Consider the following 20,512-nt stretch of genomic DNA (forward strand, 5'->3'; position numbering starts at 1 on the left):
TCTTACACCATCGTCACAAATTCCTCGGCACTGGTCGGATGAATGGCCACGGTATTATCAAAATCACGCTTTAACGCGCCCATTTTGACGGCGACACCGAATCCTTGCAGCATTTCATCCGCGCCATAGCCGATAACGTGCAGTCCGACAATTTTTTCATCCTGCCCTTGCGTGACCAGTTTCATGACCGTCGGTGTTTTGCTCTCGCTTAACGCGTCGTACATGGGATTAAATCGTGTGCTGTAGATTTTGATCTGATCCTGGCCAAATTTGGCGATGGCTTCCTGTTCGCTTAAGCCCACGCTGCCTGCCGGGGGATGACTGAAGACCACGGAGCAAATATTTTCATAGTCCAGACGTGCGTTCGTCTGACCGCCGAATAAACGATCACATAATCGGCGCCCGGCTGCAATTGCGACGGGGGTCAATGCCGGAGCGTTGATGACATCGCCGATGGCGTAAATGCCTGATACGCTTGTGTTTTGAAACGGATCGACGGTAATCCGGCCTTTCTCATCCATAGCCACGCCAATTTTTTCCAGATTCAGATCATAGGTTCGCGGCGAGCGTCCGACAGCGGCGATGACGGTATCAATTTGGTCAATCACGCTGCCGCTTTGGCAGGTAATGGTTTTTTTGGTTTTTTCGTCGCACAGGATTTCCATGGCTTTATGGTTTGCGTGAACATGAAGTCCCTGTTGTTTCATAATCTCCATTAAGGTCGCGCCAAGCGTGTGATCAAAGCGGCTAAGGGGGGTGTTTCCCCGAATCAGCAAATGGGTTTCAGTGCCCAGACCATGCAGGATGCCGGCCAGTTCCACACCGATGTAGCCACTGCCGATAACCGCGGCTTTGGCGGGTTTTTTATCGAGAGAGAAAAAACCGTCGGAACTGATAGCATACTGTATACCGGGTAAATCGTCCGGCATGGTGGGTTCTCCCCCTGTGGCAATGATGATATGGGGAGCCTGATACGGTTTCCCGTCCACTTCCACGGTATGAGGGTCAATAAATGCCCCTTTGCCCTGAATGAGGGTCATGTTCGGTTGATCAAATCGCCTGGCGTAAATATCGCGGAGATTGGCAACGTAGCGGTCGCGTTTTTCCACCAGCAATGGCCAGTCCAGTTCAAAGTCCAGCGGCGAAAAGCCGTAATCCCTGGATTTGTGCAGGGTTTCGGCAATCATGGCCGTGTTGTACATGACTTTTTTGGGGACACAGCCTAAATTGACACAGGTGCCGCCCAGATGCCGTTGTTCGACAACGGCAACCCGAGCGCCGTGTTTCGCGGCTCGTACGGCGCTGGCTATGCCCCCGCTTCCTCCACCTAGAACGATTAGGTCATAGTTCATTGTTTTATTCCGGTTTTTTTATTGGATATGCCTAGGGCGTGTCCCCATTCTGTTTCGCGAGCTAAAAGTTGGGATAATTTAGCGCAAATTGCAGATTGAATGAGGAGAATAGCAGCCCTATTTGACGAATTCAATCTGTAATTTGAGCAAATTAGTACAGGTTTTAGCCGTGAAACAGAATGGGGACACGCCCTAGAGTATCTTAAGCGAGGCGTTTTGCGTCAATGAAAATTTACAGTCTAGCGGTCAAGAAACTGGCTGACCTCGTGTTCTACCCGCGTATCAATGAGCACATCCACATGATCAATACCTGGAATTAATTTAAGGGACGCGTGGGGATAGCGTTGGCAGAACAATACGGACTCGATGGGGCGAATGGTGTGATCGTTTTTCCCGTGAATACATAAAACAGGCATAGTGCCGTGTTGGGCAAAATGTCTGAAATTCAAGTGTTCGATTTTGGTGAACGTATTTTGCCGGAATAATTCGCGTAACTCCATAAATGCCTTGCCGCTTAAGCCAAAACGCCGCGCCAGTTTGCTGACCGGGGTGCGCATCCGGGTGGGTGATGCAATGAGCACGACACGTTCAGGTTCGATATCCAGTTTCCATTCCGGAAACTGGCAGGCCAGATTCAAGGTATTAAGCAGCATGGAGCCGCCGAAGGAATGACCGATGACAGCGTAGAAAGGGCCGAGCGTGTTGATGACGTTTTGCAAAATCATCACCGCGTCCGTCCATGGCAGTTGGAGTCCCTTGGCTTCCCCGTGAGCAGGAAAATCAAGGGCATACACATCATAACCCTGTTTGTGCAGGGCACGTATCAACTTCACCATATATGCCGCTCTGGACATCCAGCCATGTGTAATCAGCACTTTTCTGGCATTGGTGGTATGAGGTTGGGCAAAGCGGTGAATGACATGATGACGGGGTGTTTGCCTTATAATCAGTTCCGAGCGATTTTTCAGAACGAACTCACAGGCACGCTCGGCAAAGTCCCGATATTGTTTTTCAAGTGGAAACGGGATGGGTGTAATAAAAATCTGATAGCAAAGCCTGGCATAAAAGAAGTCGCGCATTTCTTTTAATGAATGGACTATCATTGATATGGCCTCTTGTTTTTAGTGACCCCATTTTATAAGAATAGTGGAAAAAATACAGAATGAGGACACGCCCTGGTGTTGAGTGGCCAAATGGGCAAGCCGACTAATTTTCGGATGGGATGACTGCTCTATACTTTTTTTCCGGTCACATCGATAATAGGGAAGAAATCACCACCGCAAGGAGAAGCTGTGAATCTCGCGACGCTGCAAGCACGTCTTGAAGCCATGGAGGATCGACTGGCTATTATTGAAAAAAAACTGTCTTTATCCGAACCGGTCGGACAACCGGTGGCCGACAAGGCGTGGATTCCGGCTTCGGATCCCTTGCCATCTGCCATTCACCCTGAGACCAAGCCCCAAAAAACACGGATAGACAACCTATCCGGGTCGGGTAACTGGTTAGCCATAATCGCTGTGATTTGTTTTGTGCTGGCTGCGGGATTTATTATTAAACTGTCGATTGAAACCGGGTGGTTGACACCGGAGCGTCAGGTTGGAATAGCGGTTTTATTGGGCTTGACTTTGACAGGCGCGGGTTTTGTCTTGAGAAAAACCTATGGCGGGTATGCCAGTTACCTGCCTGCGGCAGGTATCGTTATTCTCTATCTGTCCGTATTTGCGGCCCATCGAATTTATACGTTGCTGACCTTGCACTCGGCATTGACCCTGGCCGTTTTGGTTTCCGTATTTTGTGTCGGCGTTTATGTCAAATTCAGGCAGGATATCTATGCCATTACGGCGGTGGTGGGTACTTATCTGGCGCCAGTGATTCTCGATTTTCCGCTCACCTCATTATTCTCCCTGTATTTCTTTTTGTGTTGTTCACTGGCTTTTGCAGTATTATCCGTGGGGGTCAGCTCGCGCGTCATGTGTGTCATTGCCGCGTATCTGGCTATATTCATTAATGCCATGATTGGGTTACGGTTACATCAGGATGTGTTGATAGCGATCGTGCTGGCTGCTCATTTCCTGATTTTTTCAATCAGTGTATACGGGTATACCCTTTATAATCGGCAACAATTGACCGAAGGGGAGGCCTGGAGCTTTTTTCCGGTATTGATGCTGTTTTATGCCATGGAATACTTTTTTATCGATCGTATCCATCCGGGATTGGCGCCCTGGCTGTCCCTGCTGTTTGCCGGATTGTTAATCGCATTATATTTTTCTGCGAAAAAATGGTTTCCGGGCGGGCGTATAAAGAGCCAGTCCATGATTCTGACGTTTGCCTCCGTTGTCTTTTTTCATTCTTTTTATCTGGAATTGTTACCCGCGAACCTGAAGCCCTGGTTACTGGTTTTGATCCTGTTTGCCGGCGTGTTGTTTCCCGTTGAATGGTTCAAGCGGAACAAGACATCGACGTTTTATTTCCCGATACTGCTTCTGGCCATTATTGTGATGACGGAATACGTTAATATTGTTGCTCATTTGTTAAATACTGGCCAGCCTTCCTGGTTACCGGTTGGTATGTTCGCCTTTGCCGGTATCTGGTCCTTGTTTATTCGTCATCGTCGGGAGATTGTAAAGGAAGAGGAATACGGTTTTATGTTTCTTGGTGCGGCTCATGTGCTTGCCGTGAGCGGTCTTTATCGTTTGGCCGATCCCTATGGTTCTTTTGCCGTATCCGTTTGCTGGTTGTTGTATGCCATTGCGGTAATGGGTTTTGCCGGTTATCTGAAAGATAAAGTGCTGGCGAAATCCGCCTTGTTTGTCCTTGGTTTTGCAGCAGGTAAAGCGCTTTTGTATGACGCTGCGTCGACACCGACCGTTGTGCGGATATTGTGTTTATTGTTAACAGGCGTAGTTTTATATGGCGCCGGATTGCTGATGAAACGGATAGAGCGTTGGGCGTGATGACGTGTCTCAAGGTTGGCTGGACATTTGTCAGGAACAAATTAGACTGATATCAGATTATTACAACAGGAAGAATATATGTATACCACAAATTATCCTTATTACCATGGCGAGCAGGAATTGCATGGTTTTTTATCTTATGACAGGGCCTTTAATCAACCTCGGCCTGCGGTGATTGTGGCTCATGACTGGAGCGGGCGTAATGAATTTGCCTGCCAGAAGGCTGAGATGCTGAGTCGATTGGGGTATGTTGGTTTTGCCCTGGATATGTATGGCGCAGGTCGTGTCGGTACCACCGTTGAAGAGAAAAAATCCCTGATGGAACCGTTGATCAACGATCGTCGTTTTTTACGGGCACGGATTCGCGCGGCGTTTGAAGCGGTTGTTTCCATGCCGGAAGTGGATTCCCATTGTGTTGCCGCCATGGGCTTTTGTTTTGGTGGATTGTGTGTGCTGGATTTGGCGCGAAGTGGCGCTGATCTTAAGGGGGTTGTCAGTTTCCATGGCTTGCTTTCCAAACCGGAAGGGGTTCCTGAATATCCCATTCTGGCCAAAGTGCTTGCCTTGCATGGTTACGACGATCCTATGGTAAGGCCGGAGCAAGTAAACGAGTTCTGTCAGGAAATGACCACGGCGAATGTGGACTGGCAAGTACATCAATACGGCCATACCCAGCACGCGTTTACCAATCCCGAGGCGCACGATACGGCACTGGGTACGATTTACAACCCGGTTGCCGAGCAAAGGTCGCTCCAGGCCATGATCAATTTCCTGCACGAGATATTTTCATTAAGGCAGGCATGACAGGCCCGCGTCTTGTGCAAGACGCGGTTGCGTAACGGGATGGGGTAAATTGTTGATTTGGATCGGAATGATTGCTGGTCAGGACGGCATCAGATGCAACTGCTCAAAGCCTGAAAAGGACAGACTGTGATGTTTGCGGATGGCTGGCAAGTCCTGCGCCATACGAAGTAAAGGAAACCGTTGCAATAAAGCCTTAAACACGCTGCGCATTTCAATGCGAGCCAGTTTGGCGCCCAGACAAAAATGGCTGCCGTAGCCATAACTGAAGTGAGGGGTGGTTTTGTTTTGCAGGGTTACCTTGTCCGGACTGGTAAAAAAAGCCGGATCGCGATTGACGGCATGCGCCGAGATAAATATCACTTTTCCTTTTTCAATGAACTGGTTACCGAGCATGGTATCATTTTTGGTGACCCGGAAAATAAAGGTGACGGCCGGATCAAGACGGTTACATTCTTCAATATAACTGTCCAGTTGCGCGGGATTTTGCCCCATTTCAGACCATAGCCCCGGCATGGTGAGCATCGTATAAAGATTATTGCAGAGTTGATCGGTTGTGGTGACCTGACCTGCAACCAGCATCATAATCGCTTGTGAAATGATTTCCTCGTCGGTCAAACCGAAATGATTTTGATGATGCAGTAAAATACTTAAGAAATCCTGGGCCGGTGTTTGCCGGCGTTGCAGGATCAGATCGGAAAAATAATCATACAATTGCCTGGCGCTGTGATTGACCTTGATGCCGTCCTCATTGAAATAACTGGTAGAGCCGCCGAAAAACTGCGTCATGTTGTTTGACCAGTTGTAAAAATCCAGTCGTTCGCTGTCCGGAATGGCAAATAACTCCGCCAGCGTTGTTGACGGAATCGTTTGGGCCAGTTGCTGGACAAACTCCATGGGTTTTTCCCAGGCAAACTCGTCAAGCTGCCGGTCAATGGTGCGCTCAATCAGCGGTTTTAACTGTTCCAGGGTTCTGTTACTGAAGCCGTGGTAACAAATTCGCCGCCTGTGGGTGTGTGCGGGGGCGTCGCTCATGACCATCATTTTACTAACCACCTTAAAGAAATCGCCGATGAGAGACAAATCCATCTCAGGCATGCGAGAAATAAAAAACGGCGTACGGTCACAGGTGTAATCCTCACTGGTCAGGACGGATTTTGCCAGGTCATAAGAGGTGATCACCCAGAATTTTCCAGGTTCCCACCAGAATAATTCGCCCATTTCACGTAACTGACGAGTGAACTCTTCCGGAGTGGAGTCCTGTTTGAGCTGCATTAAGGTAAACGGTTTCATAAAATCTGGATCCTTCTTAAATGTCTTGGCGTGTGGTGATGAAAAGAGTTGCGTCCATGCAGGAGAGAAAAGTTATCGGCTATTAGAAAATCCCCTTCTTGCCATTGATGGGAGTAACAGTGTTGCGGGGCACGCATGATGGTGCTTAACGATTGTAAAAAAGCAGCGGATTCCCGGTCACTTTTATCAATAACCTTAACCTGTACCGGATTTAAATAATCGTCGCCGACCGGCTCTGCGAACCGTATAATGGTATGGTTGGTATCCGGATGACGGTTAACCAGTTTGCGGGTGATAAACCCACCATAATGTGCCAGCTTGTCCGTTTGAAACGACAGGGACAAAGCCTGCCATTCCTGGCGTTGTCCGGTAGTGGCCTCCTGCCATACGGATTCTGTATTGACGAAAAGGGTTTCACCACCGCTTCCAGCCGTTGGTGCCTGCAGGCAATGAAACAGAAGAAAACGGGGTTCCTCATAAAAAGCGCCATCCCAATGGAGCGGCACATCACCTTGGGTAAACAGATAATTTCTGGTCTCTTTATCGACCTTCATTTCCATGACGGGGCCAAAATCCCAGTGCAGCAACCGGGCATGGGATTGACAGTAATCAAGCAATTCCTCTCGCTCCAACGGTGCGAATCCACGCAACAACACGATTTTATGCCGAGTGGCGAGATTTAAAAGGGTCTCCAGCGGCCACCCGGTGACAGGGGCCTGCGACCGGTTTTCTATAAGCCAGGGTTCAAATGCCCTGATCATGGTTGGGCTATTCATTAGCGAGTCTCCAGAACGTAGTGATTATCACGTAATATGGCGCCCAGTTGTTCGGCATCGCGCCGCTTGATCAATTGCCATCCCTGTTCGTTTTTCAGTAAGACATTGTGCCAGGGGGTAGCCCAGTGGTTCGTTGCGGGCAGAAAGTTGATACCCAGTTTTTCCGAGCCGCACAATTGTGGATGGATGGATAAACGCAGGCCATGTGGAAAATAATCGGCTAACAGGCGTGACCAGGCGTTTGAGCGACGAATGACTTCATACGCGACCGGTTTCGCTTGTTTGCGAACCTGATTCCTGGACAGGGAAGGATACAACGCGAGCTGATCCTCCATAATAAAGCGATGAATGCCGTTAAACTGATGGTGGGCCTGATCATCCGTCTGAATACGGTCTGTCAGTTCCTGTAACGACTCGCCAAACTGGCGCATCAGCAAATCCCTCATGCTGTTATAATCACGGTAAGGATAAATATCATCCAGCGAAAACGTACTCAGATGCCTTAACCGGTGTTCCTTAATAATGTCTTTAATGCCTTGTTGATAAATATCAACATCTTGATCACTGACCGAGACCAAATCATTAAAAACACGGCCATCGGAGCAGATAATTAAACACACACCAGGCTGATGAATGTCCTGCAAGGTTTCGCAAAGGACGTTGAGGTTTTGTAACCCCATGATTTCACCGAGATCAGGTTTCTCGGACAAGGTTTTATCCCGGTTGGCTGATTTGGCAGGGAAAGCGGGCAGGATCATGGTTAACGGCAATTGGCGAGTAACCGCATATTCAATATGTTGTCTGGGAGATTGTGTACAGCCCTGGCATTGCGTCCCCTGGCACTGGCTTTTGACCTGTTCGCTCACGCGTCGATGTTGTATCAATATGGCAAGCAGCTGTTCTGTCGTATTTTGCTGATATTTTAAATTTATCATGGCTTGTCTGGTTCCCTGTTGATTTTTTTTAGCCAGATTAGAGGGATTTTTAATAATTTGATAATATTAAGTTTTTATAAGTTTAATAAGTAAAACTAATGAACCTGGATTTTGACGCGTTACGAGTTTTTGTGATTGTGGTGGAAAGCGGAGGATTTAACGCAGCGGCACAGGTTTTGTTTAAAACCCAGCCGGCTATTACATTGGCGGTTAAAAAGCTGGAGGAACAACTCGGTATTATTTTACTGGATCGCAGTCAATACCGGCCGACTTTAACTCCGCAAGGGCAAACATTTTATCAACGTGCCAAATCTTTGGTGGGACATTGGCAACACATCAATCAATTTGCCGAGCAGTTACAAGCCGATATGGAAAGCGATATCACCATAGCCATTGATGTTTTTTATCCGCTGGCCTCTCTGAGAGACTTGCTGAAACACTGGATTACCGTGTATCCCCTGACCCAGTTCCATTTTCTTTCCGAATCGTTGGGAGGGGCTTGTGAACGTTTGCTGAACCATCAGGCCGATCTTGTTATCAGTGAGAATTTAATCAGTAAGGAGGCGGTTGAGGTGGTGCTTTTGCGTTCGGAGCCCATGATAGCTGTGGCCTCGCCATCGTTTATCGAGGAATTTTTTAGTCCGTTGCAGGATTTGGACAGACTTACCGAATGTATGCAGGTTATTCTTCGCGACTCGTCAAAATCGGATTTTTCATTTGGGGTGATTGCGCATGGCCACCATTGGACAGTTAGCGATGTGACTACGAAAAAAGACATCATTGTCGCTGGACTTGGCTGGGGACGGTTGCCGCTTCATTTGATTGCCCAGGAGCTGGCAGAAGGGCGATTGCAGCGATTACATGGCGATCATTTTGACGAGCGTCTGGTGACCATGGGAGCAATCCGTCTGCAAAAACCGGCACATGGCCCTATTGCCCGGAGACTTTGGCAGGATTTGCAGGATTTGCAACAGGGAAAATGGCGGGTTAGCCATCACGAATAAAAAATGAAACGCGTCCTGACCCAGGCCCATCATTGTTCGCATGCTTCAGGCGTGGTATAAAATTCACCGAGGTAAACTGGAAAGCCTGAACGCAGGCTTTGGTCATTTCATGGATTCATTCGTGTCCATGTCAAACAGCGAGGAGAGCAGTAAATGTCACAAAAATATAGTGAAATCACCAAAGGAATAAGCACCCAACTAGCCAAAATGCGTAAAGAGATGCCGGACGTCATGGCCGGTTTTTCCTCATTGGCGCAAGCGGCGACCAAAGACGGTGTTCTGGATAAAAAAACCAAGGAACTGGTTGCCATCGCTCTGGCGGTTGCCGGGCATTGTCCGGGTTGTATCGGGTTTCATTCCCAGACTCTGGTCAAACTGCAGACGACGCGTGAAGAGTTGATGGAAACGCTGGGTATGGCTATTTATATGGGCGGCGGCCCTTCTTTGATGTATGCGGCCGAGGCTCTGGAAGCGTTTGATGAGTTTAGCCAGTAGAGCGCGAAGCCTTGGTCTGTGGTATCCAACCCTGTAGTTGCGATGGTTGAATAAAAACAGGAAAGAGAATGAGAAGAGTCTCCCGTTAATGTAAATTAACAAATCCACTTAAATAAAAGAGACTCTTCGAGATCACGGGCAGATTGAAAATGGCTTGCGCTATAAATTGGGATGTCGGAATGAATGAAGAGCGGCATCCCATTTACCATGGCCATGCCGATAGAAATTTAAGTTTTATGATAAAAAGGTGATTTTATTTTAAAATTTTTATGAAATTGCTTTTATTTTGGTCATTTTTATTGTCCCTTAATATTATAATAAGGTAATTGTGCTATTTCTTATGATTAAGGAATACATAATTTTTAGAGATAAACATGCCCATGCCTTTTTTTGACAATCCAGACGCGGAAGTTCAAGTCTTGACGTTGATAAGCCGTATGATTGCTCTTCATCAAGCGGTCGAGAACAAGGTGATTACTCCCGAAGAGCTTACAAGTATCGGCCGGCTGTCCACCGGTGATTTGCAAAGCAAATCAGAAGATTTGCTGTCAGGTGGGCTTGATATCAGTACCTCACCTAATGATTCGTTAAAAAAATTATATGATATTTTAAAAAACGTCAATGAGTTGGCTATTAACCATGCCGCGCCTTTAATCGATGGCCTGAAACGTTTTGACAGTGAACATGGTGAATATCTCTCCCTGTTGCCGCTTGCGGTGGACAATCAGCAGACCCTTTCAGTAAACCTCAATGATTTTGCAACCTTTTATAACGTGTTTGTCAGGCATATGAGTTACAAAAAGGAGGCGGGAGAGTTAGGTGATCAATATACGCTCAATTTTGATATCCTGGCGGCCAGAACAGATTGGTTGCGGTGGCAGCATACTCGCCCGGCGCGCATTAGTTTTGATCCTTCCAAGGCCAGTTATCCAGGTCTTTTTGAAAAATTTCTGGCCGGTAAGTTAAAAAAAGACGAATGGCTCACCGATCTTGATATTCAGCGTGAGTTGACTATTCTGGGATTACAAAATGAGACTCATATTGTTCCTTTCAAAGAGGATGATATCGGGTTGGTTTTGCATTTTGAGCGTGAAAAACATCAACATGACGACCCGAAAAAACCCTATGTGATTCCTTTAATCGTTAATTTGGGTGAGGACGGTCACAGTCGAATTGATTCCCGGGGCGTTCACTGGACACGGATGCTGGTTACGGTTGATCCCGTGGATCCTCCCGCACGGATTACCGTCGATTACACCGATGAATTGTTTTTACATGAACGTGGCAAAAAAGACATTGAAAGTACCATTCGTAATGCGTTGAAGTACCGGACGGAGCTTGGCGGGTATGCCAAGGATGAGACGTTAAAAATTTATACGGCTTTCCCGGAATGTGAAGAACCGACTATTAATATAACCGGTTCCGGTGAGCAGAAAGATGGATACACCTGCGGGTACCGCGCGTTAAGAGGGCTTCTTGCCGATCTTCTCGAAAAAGGAGTGATAGAGGAAAAAGAGAGCTATCGAAAATTTTTAGATTGTCCGGACAGCACCGCCCTTCGTAACTTTGTATACCGTTCCCTGTTAGGGGAGCAACGTATTTCAAACGACATAAAAGAAGGGATTGAGAAAATTTTTCCCGCACGTGTTTTTGAAGAAACAAGCAGCGAAGAACACGACGAGTTTATTGTAAAACCGATGCTGGTAGAAGGGCAATTGCTGGCCTTTTCTCAACCTGTCGCGATGAAAAAAGAGGGGAAAAAAGGTCAATTCAACAGCGAGTTACTGGAAAAGCTGGTGATGCAGGATAAGAAAATGACCGCTTTGCGTGAATTGACAGCGATCAAGGAGATCGCTTCAACCAGTGAAGAGTCTCTGGAATTAAATGTACAAGAGATTCTTGACAAGGTAGCAGAGCAGGAAAGCGACCCGGCTCTGGTATTACAGGTTGTTTTTGAACAAACAGGTAAAAACAGCGCATTGACTGAACTGAAGCTGGCTGGAACCGGGAAAATAGATGAGCAACTGTTGCATGAAAAAATCGATGGTTTACCGCGCCATATTAAATTGACTTCGGATGAGCCAGGCTTACAGCAATATCTTGCGATTATCAATGCCCGCAACAATCTGTTAGACAGTCGAAACATTAACGTGCCCGAAGGGGTCGATCCGTGGGATTCCTTGTTTGAACACATGTTGTTTACGCCCTCTGTTTTCCCGAGTAAAAACCGTTTTGAATGGATGAACCAATACGCCAAAGAGGATACAGAAGCCGTATCGGCACTGGGTGTAACAGGATTTATCAAATTGTTGCAATACATGGCGGCTCATGAAGATCGCTTTGTTGATACGACATTCCCGTTCGATGAATTCAATATGACGCATCGTCAAGATGAAATTGAGCCGCTACCGGTATCTGATCTCGGCCTGTTGATTGCTTTAAGAGACCACGTACAATCCGAAGAACCCTTTACTCCGTTCAAACGATTTCAGTTCACCATACCCGATTTGACAGCCGTCGACAATAAGGAGCTGGTTAGGGAGCTGGGCAGCATTATGGAAGCCATGCCCGGTCTTGAAAAGCTGGAAATTGAAGCCGATTCGCTTGCAACCTTGTCTGAAGAAACCGTTCAAACATTAATTGATACTATAAAAGAGAAGGGCTATCCAACGATTCTTTCTTTTTCTACCTCAAAGGAAACCGTTCATCCTGATTTGCTGCTCAAGCTTAAGGAGCTGGAAAACGCCGGATTGGCTAATCAACGCCAAAAACGGACTTCTCCTGAGGTTTCAGGCCGTCTGTCTCATAAGTCCGGGATCAAAGAATCGGCTGTACTCGGTAAAATAGGTAAAGCCATTTTGCAAACGGAAGGACTGGAGGGACTGGATACCGAGGTACAGATTCAGGAGCAGCAGCAACAACAAGTTCAACAACAAATACAAACCGCACTGGATGATGAGGAACTGCCGGAAGAAGACGAGATCGAGGAGGAAGCGTTTGCCCCCTACACGGGTGATGAGAAGTTGCTCACCAGAGAGAGCATTGGGCAGAACGGGCATTTTATTACCTTTAGTGCCAACCGTCATCCTCATTTGAAACCGTCACAATGTTGGGATCTGATTACGGGAGCGCATGCCGATTTCTTTAAATACGGCATTAAGAAAATGACCGTTTCCGCAGCCGAAATGCTACTTGAGCATTTGCAGGATGTCCAGTACGGACTGCATCCGGATAATTTACCTCGCGGATTTTCCCTTCAGCAAGATAAGGACGGGGACGTCGTGCTTGCCTATTCGTCGTTTAATCCGGCGATTAATCCGAATGAATCCCCGCTTACCATTCGATTCAGCAAACCACGGGCTCCGAATCAATGGTCAGGTAATGCCTTGCAGTTTATGAGTCGTGAACAGGCTCAAAGTCTCTATGACCATGTCATAAAGCCTATGAACAAGAGTCAAAGACCTGCTTTGAAGGATTGCATCAGCCAGTTCTTCTTTTTAAAAAGCGATACCACGTTTACCGAGTCACAACGAGTTTTCATTTTAAATAGTTTTATTGAAGGGATGGTCGGCAAGGAAGAGGCAAGCGCCATCCGGAAACAAATCCGGGACGTTTTTGGCGATAAACTGTCGTCGTCTAATATCAACGCGTTAAGCGAGGTGTTTTACGAGAAAGGGCCGCAGGGTTTGTCCGATCTGCTGGATACTTTGAATCAGATTAAAACGATAAAGGGAGAGAAGTTTTTTGCAAGCTTCAAGACCTGTTTTATTGACCCGTCTCAGAATCTTAATGAATTGACGACTGAAAGCGCGCATGCCGCCATGCAAAAATTGTTAACCTTGTCATCGGCGCAGACGGCATGGTGGGTATCATTAACGGAGCAACACACCAGTAATCTTTATTATCAACCCGATTCCGATAGTGAGTTCGCCATGGTGCAAGCCCCTGGTCAACGTTGGGCGAATCTGGCGGAATTGACGGACGGGTTTCTCTATTTTTGCGGTCAGCTGGAAGAGGTGGGTCCTGGACTGAACCTGACGGAATATTGTCCTTTGACCGATGTCGCTGACATGCGAGTGGCTCTGGATCGGTTGTTAACCACGATTTTGCCGAACGCGCATGACGTGGATGAGCAGTTTTACGAGGGATTAGGGGGACTGTCTCTCGATCCGTTAGGCCCTTTTTACGCATCACGTTATGAAGGGTATAAGCTGGTGACGCCTGATATGATGCTTGATTTGGGAGACAGTTATAGTAAAGATCCCAAAACCAATCGAGAATATTCCCAAAAAGGCTTTAGTTTTCGCTGCGATAAAATCAATATCGGGGCAAATCTTGTCGATATAAGCACCAATACGGAAGAAAAAAGAAAATCCCTGTTCATGCGTTACATCGCGACTTTTAATCATCGTGCTTCTCAGAGTCAATATCTTAAAGCGTTTGACAAGCTATTAGAGGTAAAAAATACGGATTATGAAGTCAGGAACGATAATCTTCTGCTTCTGGTCGCGGTCTTCGGTACCGGAAAACGAGGTAAACATTTTACACAAGAGGACATCGATCGTCTGATAGAATGGACCATTCAATCCGATAAGTCGCCGGAGTCAAAAGAGTACCGGGTTGTTGGCAAAATACTCGCCAATTGGCGGGGAATTAGAGGATTTCCTATTCGACCCACTATTGCGGAGATAACGGAGATATCCAATGTTGCTCTTGGTTCGAATGACCCAGCGAGTTTTATAGCAAACATACCAGGGCTTGTTTCCAGATATGGTGATCATGCGGAAGGCTATATTGAAGCGTTGCTTTCACTGGCGAGAAACAAGCAAAATCTGGGCGCCGACAATTTTCAAAAGATTCTCTTTCAAATAGAAGGGTTAAATGGTCAATTCCGAAAAGTTGAGGAGGCTGAAGCGGAGTTTAAATTTGATCGCAGGATAAGAGTGGCCGCAGCGAAACTCCTGGCTGTCTGCAGTTCAGAAGGCGTGGATGAGTCTAGTGCGCTGGAGAAGGCCAGAGCATTGTATGCCGAAGTAGGTAACTGCCTGGAGAAGCATGGGGCGCAAACCACCAGTGATTTACTTGAACTGCTCGGCCACATTGATGTGGAGAAATCGGAGGCTCTGCCTTCGCTGGATGACCTCATTGGCCTGGTAACAACGATAGCCGCCAATGACAAGCCGGACTATAGCGGCCTTGAACGGACTGTAAGAAGCGCATTGCCTGAAAGCTGCGCCATACAAATGGAGAAGGTGACCGCCACATCCGTAGAGTCTGCCGGTAATTTACATACGATCATTACCAAGTTTATGGGTGAGATCATGAGTGAATTGGCTCCTAATAAATCTCTGATTGATGATCGGCTTGGTGAGGGATTTTTTGATAGTCTTGCCACCCCTGAAGGGACAAGAATGTTACTGGGTGGCCTTGAGGAGATTGCTACATTTTCCGGATTTATTGGTGGTGTGGTTAAGGGAAAAGTTCAGAGTGTGATGCTTAGAGTCTATGACAGTGTGACGAAGGATGGTCTTGAGCGTATTGGCATAAGGGATGAATCGACCAGGAGTTGGTTAGCCAAAATTATTAACAGCAAGGTTCATCATCCCATTAAAGAAGAATCCGATTTTAATCAATTCGCCGGGTTGTATGCGGGCGAACTGAATTCACTTAGTCAATTCCTGGCTAATTTGCAACGCATCAATAAAACCTGGCCTGCCGATTTCAGAAAAGTCCTGGATGTCCTGGATAAAAAAAGTCCCTGCCTTGACTCTTATCCTTTATCCCTGCTGGCAGATATAACCGGCGCACTGGTGGATAATTTCAATAAAAACGCGCCGCTTTCCACCGACCTTCTACAGCAATTCCTGGCGTTTGAGGACGTCACTGATGATACTATTGCAGCATTGAAAGGTATTGTTGATGTTGTGTTTGATAAAGAGCGGGAAGATGTTTTCAACGATTCCGAGAAAAAGCTGCTTTGTGAACTGGCACTGCGCTATTGTCATGATAATGCCGAAACCCCTCGAGCTGCTCCGGAGTATATAGCGAAATTATTACCATTACGGGAATTGGATGGTGCCTTGTTTACCGCCAGGCTGAAACTTCTTTCCAGCTGTGAACGAGTTGATGACAACACCTTGAGAAACATGGATGATGCTTTTCAGATCATTATCCAACTCAATAATCCTGCGCTGACAGCGACTACTTTTGACTTTTTTACCGAAGACCGGAATCGGGCGAGCGATTTTATAGCCGTCATGACCACACTTGGCCCGATAGAGGACGTGCCTAAACAATCGTTGGTATTGGCGGTCGCTTTGAAAGCCGCACAAGGGATGCCTTATCAAGGGGAACTGTTTCGTGATGTGATAGACAAACTGAACAAGCTTGAACCGAAGGAACTGCTGCAACAACTGGACGCGTTGTATCGCTCTCCCAGGTCTCCTGGTTTGTCTATTTTGCACGAGTTGCTTTCTGCGGAAGACCGCCTGGATATGGAAGCCCTGCAAACGTTGCAGGCACACTATGACCGTGATTACTGGCTTGTTAAAAAAAATCAAGATAGAGATTTTGGTACCGATCATCTCGCCAAATATCTCGATAATCTGCAGGACTTAAATTATGAGCGTCCGCTTCTGCTTTCGCAACGAGAGGAATTGCAGCGATGGTTTTTATACGTAAACACCATTGGTAACAATCGGGGCGTTCCTACCCTGCCGTGGACAGAAGACGGCGGCTCATGCAAGCCCTTTAAAGAGATGTCTCATGGGGAAATCCAGGGCTTGCTCAAGTATTACCGTGATCAGTTAAAAGATACGAAACTTTCGCCTGAACAACGCCTCAAGGTGCGCCTGGAAACCATTGCCTTGCTGCGGGAAGCGATGTATCGAGGTACGGGTAAATTCCCGAGACCGACGCAAATTCTTTATTTATTGACGGCCATGCAGAGTGGTCAGGATTTTATCGCCCAGATTCAGACGGGGCAAGGCAAGTCCCTGACCTCCGGTCTTGCTGCAGCCATGATAAATATGGAAGGCAAAACGGTTGACGTTTGTACAAGCAATCTGTTTCTGGCGGAAGAAGGACTGAACGAAAATCGTGGCTTTTTTGAGTACCTGGGCATGTCTGCCAGGCTCATTCATGCTACTTCCGGCCGGGAAGAATATGAAGAAGGCGCGATCCATTATTCCAGCATGTCGGAATTGGCACTGCATCGTTCCAAAATGCAGTTACAAGGTAAAGTGTTCCCGGAAGATTGTGCCTTAATTGCCGATGAAGTGGATTTTTCAACACTGGATGACAGTACCCGCTATCGCTATGCAGCGGCTCTGGATCCGGTGACTGATCCCTATAAAAGCCCGTATACATGGATTTACGAAGCACTGGTGCAATTTGCTGATACTCAGAAGGCGCCAAAAAGTGATGAGGCGTTTCTGGAGCAGGCAAGAATCTGGTTAAGAAATTCAGCCAAAAGCAAGGAAGAGAAAGCACAGCTTAAAGAGCTGGAGAGTCAGCCGGACGTTTACAAAAAACGGTTGGAAACCTGGCTCGTTGCTGCCGGCAAGACCAGCCAGCTGATTGAGCTTGAGCAAGTACGATTTCGGGTAGTTTCTCTGGAACATAAAAAATATGGTCAGGTTTCCAAAGCCTGTATTCTAACCGGCGGACGTCCCAACATCCAGGCTGAATTCAGTGATGCGATTCAGCAGTTTTTACATGTGCGCCTGCGTCAGAAATACCGTAGTGACATTGATAGAGGTACCATGCCTGATTTTCTGGTTGAGCCGGAAAAAACCTATATTACGACGTTAAACAGCAAAATTTTGTTTAATATTTATAAACTTCGCATGGGTATGAGCGGCACAGCCGGCTCACGAGAAGAAATTAAAGAGCAGTATGCGAAATATGGGTTTCGATTTGTGGATATACCGTCGTTTACGGAATCGAAACGTCAGGATTTAAAACCGATTCTGACGAACCCGAAAACCGTGGACGATCCGGAGGCGGAAAGTCGCGATCATATTAACCGCATCGTTAAGGAAACGCTCCACTATCTGAGGCAGCAAAAAGGAGGAAACGCCGGACCGATATTGATTCATTGTGCGGATAAAGAGCAAGGGGAGAAAATTTATCAGGCCTTGCAAGACGCTATTAATAAAAATCCTGGGAAATACAACTCCAGATTTCAAGGCGTGGATAATGGCATTCAGCGCTTTTACAGCAGTGAAAAACCTACCCCTAAAGCGCGAAATCAGGAAGAACAGGAGATTAAGGAAAAGGCCGGTCAAAATGGCATGATCACCATTTCTACGGTATTTGGTCGGGGAACTGATATTAAGCCGGGACACAATAATGGTTTGTATACGATAGATACGTATGTTGATACCGATCCTTATTCTTCCGAAGATCTGGAACGATCCAAGCGACAAAAAATTGGCCGTGCCGGACGCGCCGGTCAGGTAGGATTTACCCGCTTGATTGTTCGTCGCAGCGAATTTTCGGATATCTATTCGCCCAGGCAAATGCGAAAAATTCCGGATACGGTGGACGGTCTTGATAAGGCCATTTCCGAGTTAAACCGCGTGCGCAATGAAAAGCGTGTGGTGGAGCGGGAGTCGCGAGAATCGTTCGATGATGTGAAAGATATCGTTTATCAGGAGTTTTTCAAATACATTCAAGTCATTAATGCCAGTGACGAACAGGTACCCAAAAGGGTGATTCGTGATAAATTGACAAAACAGTGGAATCTGGTGTTAAGCCGCATTGATAACCGCTGGGAAGAGTTGCAGCATGATCCTGAATTGCAAGGAAACATGGCTCGACAGTTGCGCGAGATTGCAACATTCGCATGCGAGCAATGGAATGAGTTTGCTAAAGACGATGGCGTTTTGAGAACCGATTTAACCGGTTGGGCTGATTACAATAAACTGACGGTGTCAATGCCTGAGATAAAGTCGCTTGATCCGCAGGATGTAATAGATACCATCCAAGCCAGAAAGCCCCTCCTGGAACAATTTTATGTGAAGAGAATACAGCAATACGGCAAAGTGGATCCCACGGTGTCTGAAGCCGCTGTGTATAGTGATTTTATGGACTCCCCCGATTATCAATTCGGAATAATGAAAGACGCGGTGAAGCATGCGGGAGCCGAGGCAACCAATGGCTATATCGCCAGGCAGGTCGAATGGTTAAGTACCCCGGCTCATCACCAAAAATTAAGAGGTAAATTTACCATAGACCGGAATGCTTCTGATGCTGAACAAGTCGAGCAAATCATGGGGGCGTTACTTTATTTACGATACAAGGCCTACCGGGATGGCAATCCGGTTGGGTATGCGCGCCTAAGCCAGGAATGTCGACGTTTCGAGAAGCAAATGCTATGGAGCGAGGATAAACCATTGATTGATGCCGTCGTTCGGGCGCAACAATCCCATTTTAACGTCTTGACCAGTCATCGTGGCGAACATGAAGTGCAAAAAGGAACGTATTTGAATGTTATTATGTCGGAAGGACGACAACTATTGCCTGAACAGACCAGTCAATGGAAGAAAGGCAATTTTGCAGCCTGGTGGAGCGGAGATAATGCGCAACAACAAGGTTCTTCCGGCATAAAAGCGCAAGCAGAGGCGTGGTTAACCGCTTATAAAGACAAATGGTGGACTCGGGGGTGGGTCAGTGGTGATCGCAAACAAGTGGTTGCGACGTTGCTTGAAAATTTACAGAAGAAGGATCAAAATCCGGAAGATATCTTGCGCACTATTGCCGAGGCACGCCAAGAATTGCTGAAAAATGACAAGACACATTCCCGAACCTTGAAAAGCGGCGTTCAGGGACGTTTGTACCAGTATCTGAATGAACTGGAACTTAAAGTTCAGGCGGCGATGGCTCCTGATGAGCTGGATGCCAATACCGATAATGCCTTGGATAATGTCAAGGTCGTTTTACAGCAAGCCGGTTCCCGGGGTATTGAGAGTAAGGAGTTGTATGATATTCTTGATAACAAAAATGCAACGTTACAAGAGAAATACCAGGCTTTGTCCGTATTTTTTAACAACGCTTTATTGATGGCTAAACCGAAAGGGGTTCATGACGATAACTGGGAGGCTTTCCAGGACTATTGTCAGCAAACAAAATTACAAATGGTACGCTATTTTGCTCAATGTGATAAAAATAGCTCGTTCAATGAACAACGTTCCGCACAGGTATATCAAGCGGCTTCGGCAGCTGCCGCGGCACATTTTCAACGCGTGACAGGCAGGGATGTCAAACCGCAGTTGAATCTTCCGGCCAAAAATACATTTACTTATCGGGATAAAAATATCCTCTTCAAAACAATGGATCCTGCTTTACTCAATGAAGGGATCAAGTCACCGTTATTCCTGAAAGTTAATCAGGCTGCTACTTATAGAGAGCTGTTGCACTCGTTGGAAAAAGCCATTGTTGAAAACTCTCCTAATGATACGCAGGTTCAGTTCAAAGCGGTTACTCTTGGTACCAGCAAGCACTATCAGAATAACGAGGGTTTCAAGTTGGTTGTCGACATGATTATCGACGGTGTTCCTGCGCAAATCGATTACCATATCAATATGATGACAGGGGAGATGTATTGTAATGATGACGGGTTGCAAAAACTTAATGAGCCGCTTCCTCAGGAACCGGAGCTAAGCGCTTTTAAACTGGATAAAGAATTGGAAGCGATAGTACAACAGTGGAAAGAGCTTAAAAGTGGCAGCCAGAAGCTTACTACGGAAACGGAAGAAAAAATGAAGTTGATTGAGCAAAGGCTCGAAAAAATCATTCAGCATCATCCGCATCCTTCAACTAAATTCAAGGAATTTATTCATGAGATAAAGGACGAGGAAGAAACGGATAATCAACAGAAACTTAAATAGCACATGATGA

10 protein-coding genes are annotated in these 20,512 nt (G+C 46.7%); 5 read left to right on the forward strand and 5 right to left on the reverse strand.

Going from position 1 to position 20,512, the window contains the following annotated elements; translation table 11 throughout:
- Positions 1-2: 2 nt before the first annotated feature.
- Positions 3-1,352: a glutathione-disulfide reductase gene (gene gor, locus CKW05_RS02570; protein WP_058484449.1), complete on the reverse strand. Its 1,350-nt coding sequence runs from the start codon at positions 1,350-1,352 to the stop codon at positions 3-5.
- 239 nt (positions 1,353-1,591) lie between these two features.
- Positions 1,592-2,455 carry an alpha/beta hydrolase gene (locus CKW05_RS02575; protein WP_058484448.1) on the reverse strand — a complete coding sequence of 288 codons (864 nt, stop codon included), beginning with the start codon at positions 2,453-2,455 and terminating at the stop codon, positions 1,592-1,594.
- Positions 2,456-2,644: 189 nt separating this feature from the next.
- Between CKW05_RS02575 and CKW05_RS02580 the strand changes: the two genes are divergently transcribed.
- Positions 2,645-4,306 carry a DUF2339 domain-containing protein gene (locus CKW05_RS02580; protein ID WP_058484447.1) on the forward strand — a complete coding sequence of 554 codons (1,662 nt, stop codon included), beginning with the start codon at positions 2,645-2,647 and terminating at the stop codon, positions 4,304-4,306.
- 78 nt (positions 4,307-4,384) lie between these two features.
- Positions 4,385-5,110 (forward strand): dienelactone hydrolase family protein, encoded by a 726-nt coding sequence (locus CKW05_RS02585; protein WP_058484446.1) that lies wholly within the window; start codon positions 4,385-4,387, stop codon positions 5,108-5,110.
- A gap of 78 nt (positions 5,111-5,188) precedes the next feature.
- On the opposite strand, the gene CKW05_RS02590 is transcribed toward CKW05_RS02585, so the two are convergent.
- From CKW05_RS02590 to CKW05_RS02600, 3 genes are read right to left on the reverse strand one after another with little or no spacing between them, the layout of a single operon-like run.
- Positions 5,189-6,400 (reverse strand): cytochrome P450, encoded by a 1,212-nt coding sequence (locus tag CKW05_RS02590; RefSeq protein WP_058484445.1) that lies wholly within the window; start codon positions 6,398-6,400, stop codon positions 5,189-5,191.
- Positions 6,397-7,176 carry a TauD/TfdA family dioxygenase gene (locus CKW05_RS02595; RefSeq protein WP_058484444.1) on the reverse strand — a complete coding sequence of 260 codons (780 nt, stop codon included), beginning with the start codon at positions 7,174-7,176 and terminating at the stop codon, positions 6,397-6,399. Before CKW05_RS02595 ends, CKW05_RS02590 begins: the two co-directional genes overlap by 4 nt.
- A complete protein-coding gene (locus CKW05_RS02600) occupies positions 7,176-8,111 on the reverse strand; it encodes an isocyanide synthase family protein (RefSeq protein ID WP_058484443.1) in 936 nt (311 codons plus the stop codon). The genes CKW05_RS02595 and CKW05_RS02600 overlap by 1 nt, the downstream gene beginning before the upstream one ends.
- Before the next feature lie 98 nt (positions 8,112-8,209).
- Here CKW05_RS02600 and CKW05_RS02605 point away from each other — a divergent pair, with 98 nt between their 5' ends.
- The 3 genes from CKW05_RS02605 (at position 8,210) to CKW05_RS02615 (ending at position 20,502) form a co-directional block, all read left to right on the forward strand.
- Positions 8,210-9,115: a LysR family transcriptional regulator gene (locus CKW05_RS02605; protein ID WP_058484442.1), complete on the forward strand. Its 906-nt coding sequence runs from the start codon at positions 8,210-8,212 to the stop codon at positions 9,113-9,115.
- Positions 9,116-9,268: 153 nt separating this feature from the next.
- Positions 9,269-9,610: a carboxymuconolactone decarboxylase family protein gene (locus CKW05_RS02610; protein ID WP_058484441.1), complete on the forward strand. Its 342-nt coding sequence runs from the start codon at positions 9,269-9,271 to the stop codon at positions 9,608-9,610.
- Between the two features lie 380 nt (positions 9,611-9,990).
- On the forward strand, positions 9,991-20,502 hold the full coding sequence (locus tag CKW05_RS02615; protein WP_157737708.1) for a hypothetical protein: 10,512 nt from the start codon (positions 9,991-9,993) through the stop codon (positions 20,500-20,502).
- Positions 20,503-20,512 lie beyond the last annotated feature (10 nt).

It is taken from the genome of Legionella spiritensis (genome assembly GCF_900186965.1).
Classification (GTDB): domain Bacteria; phylum Pseudomonadota; class Gammaproteobacteria; order Legionellales; family Legionellaceae; genus Legionella_C; species Legionella_C spiritensis.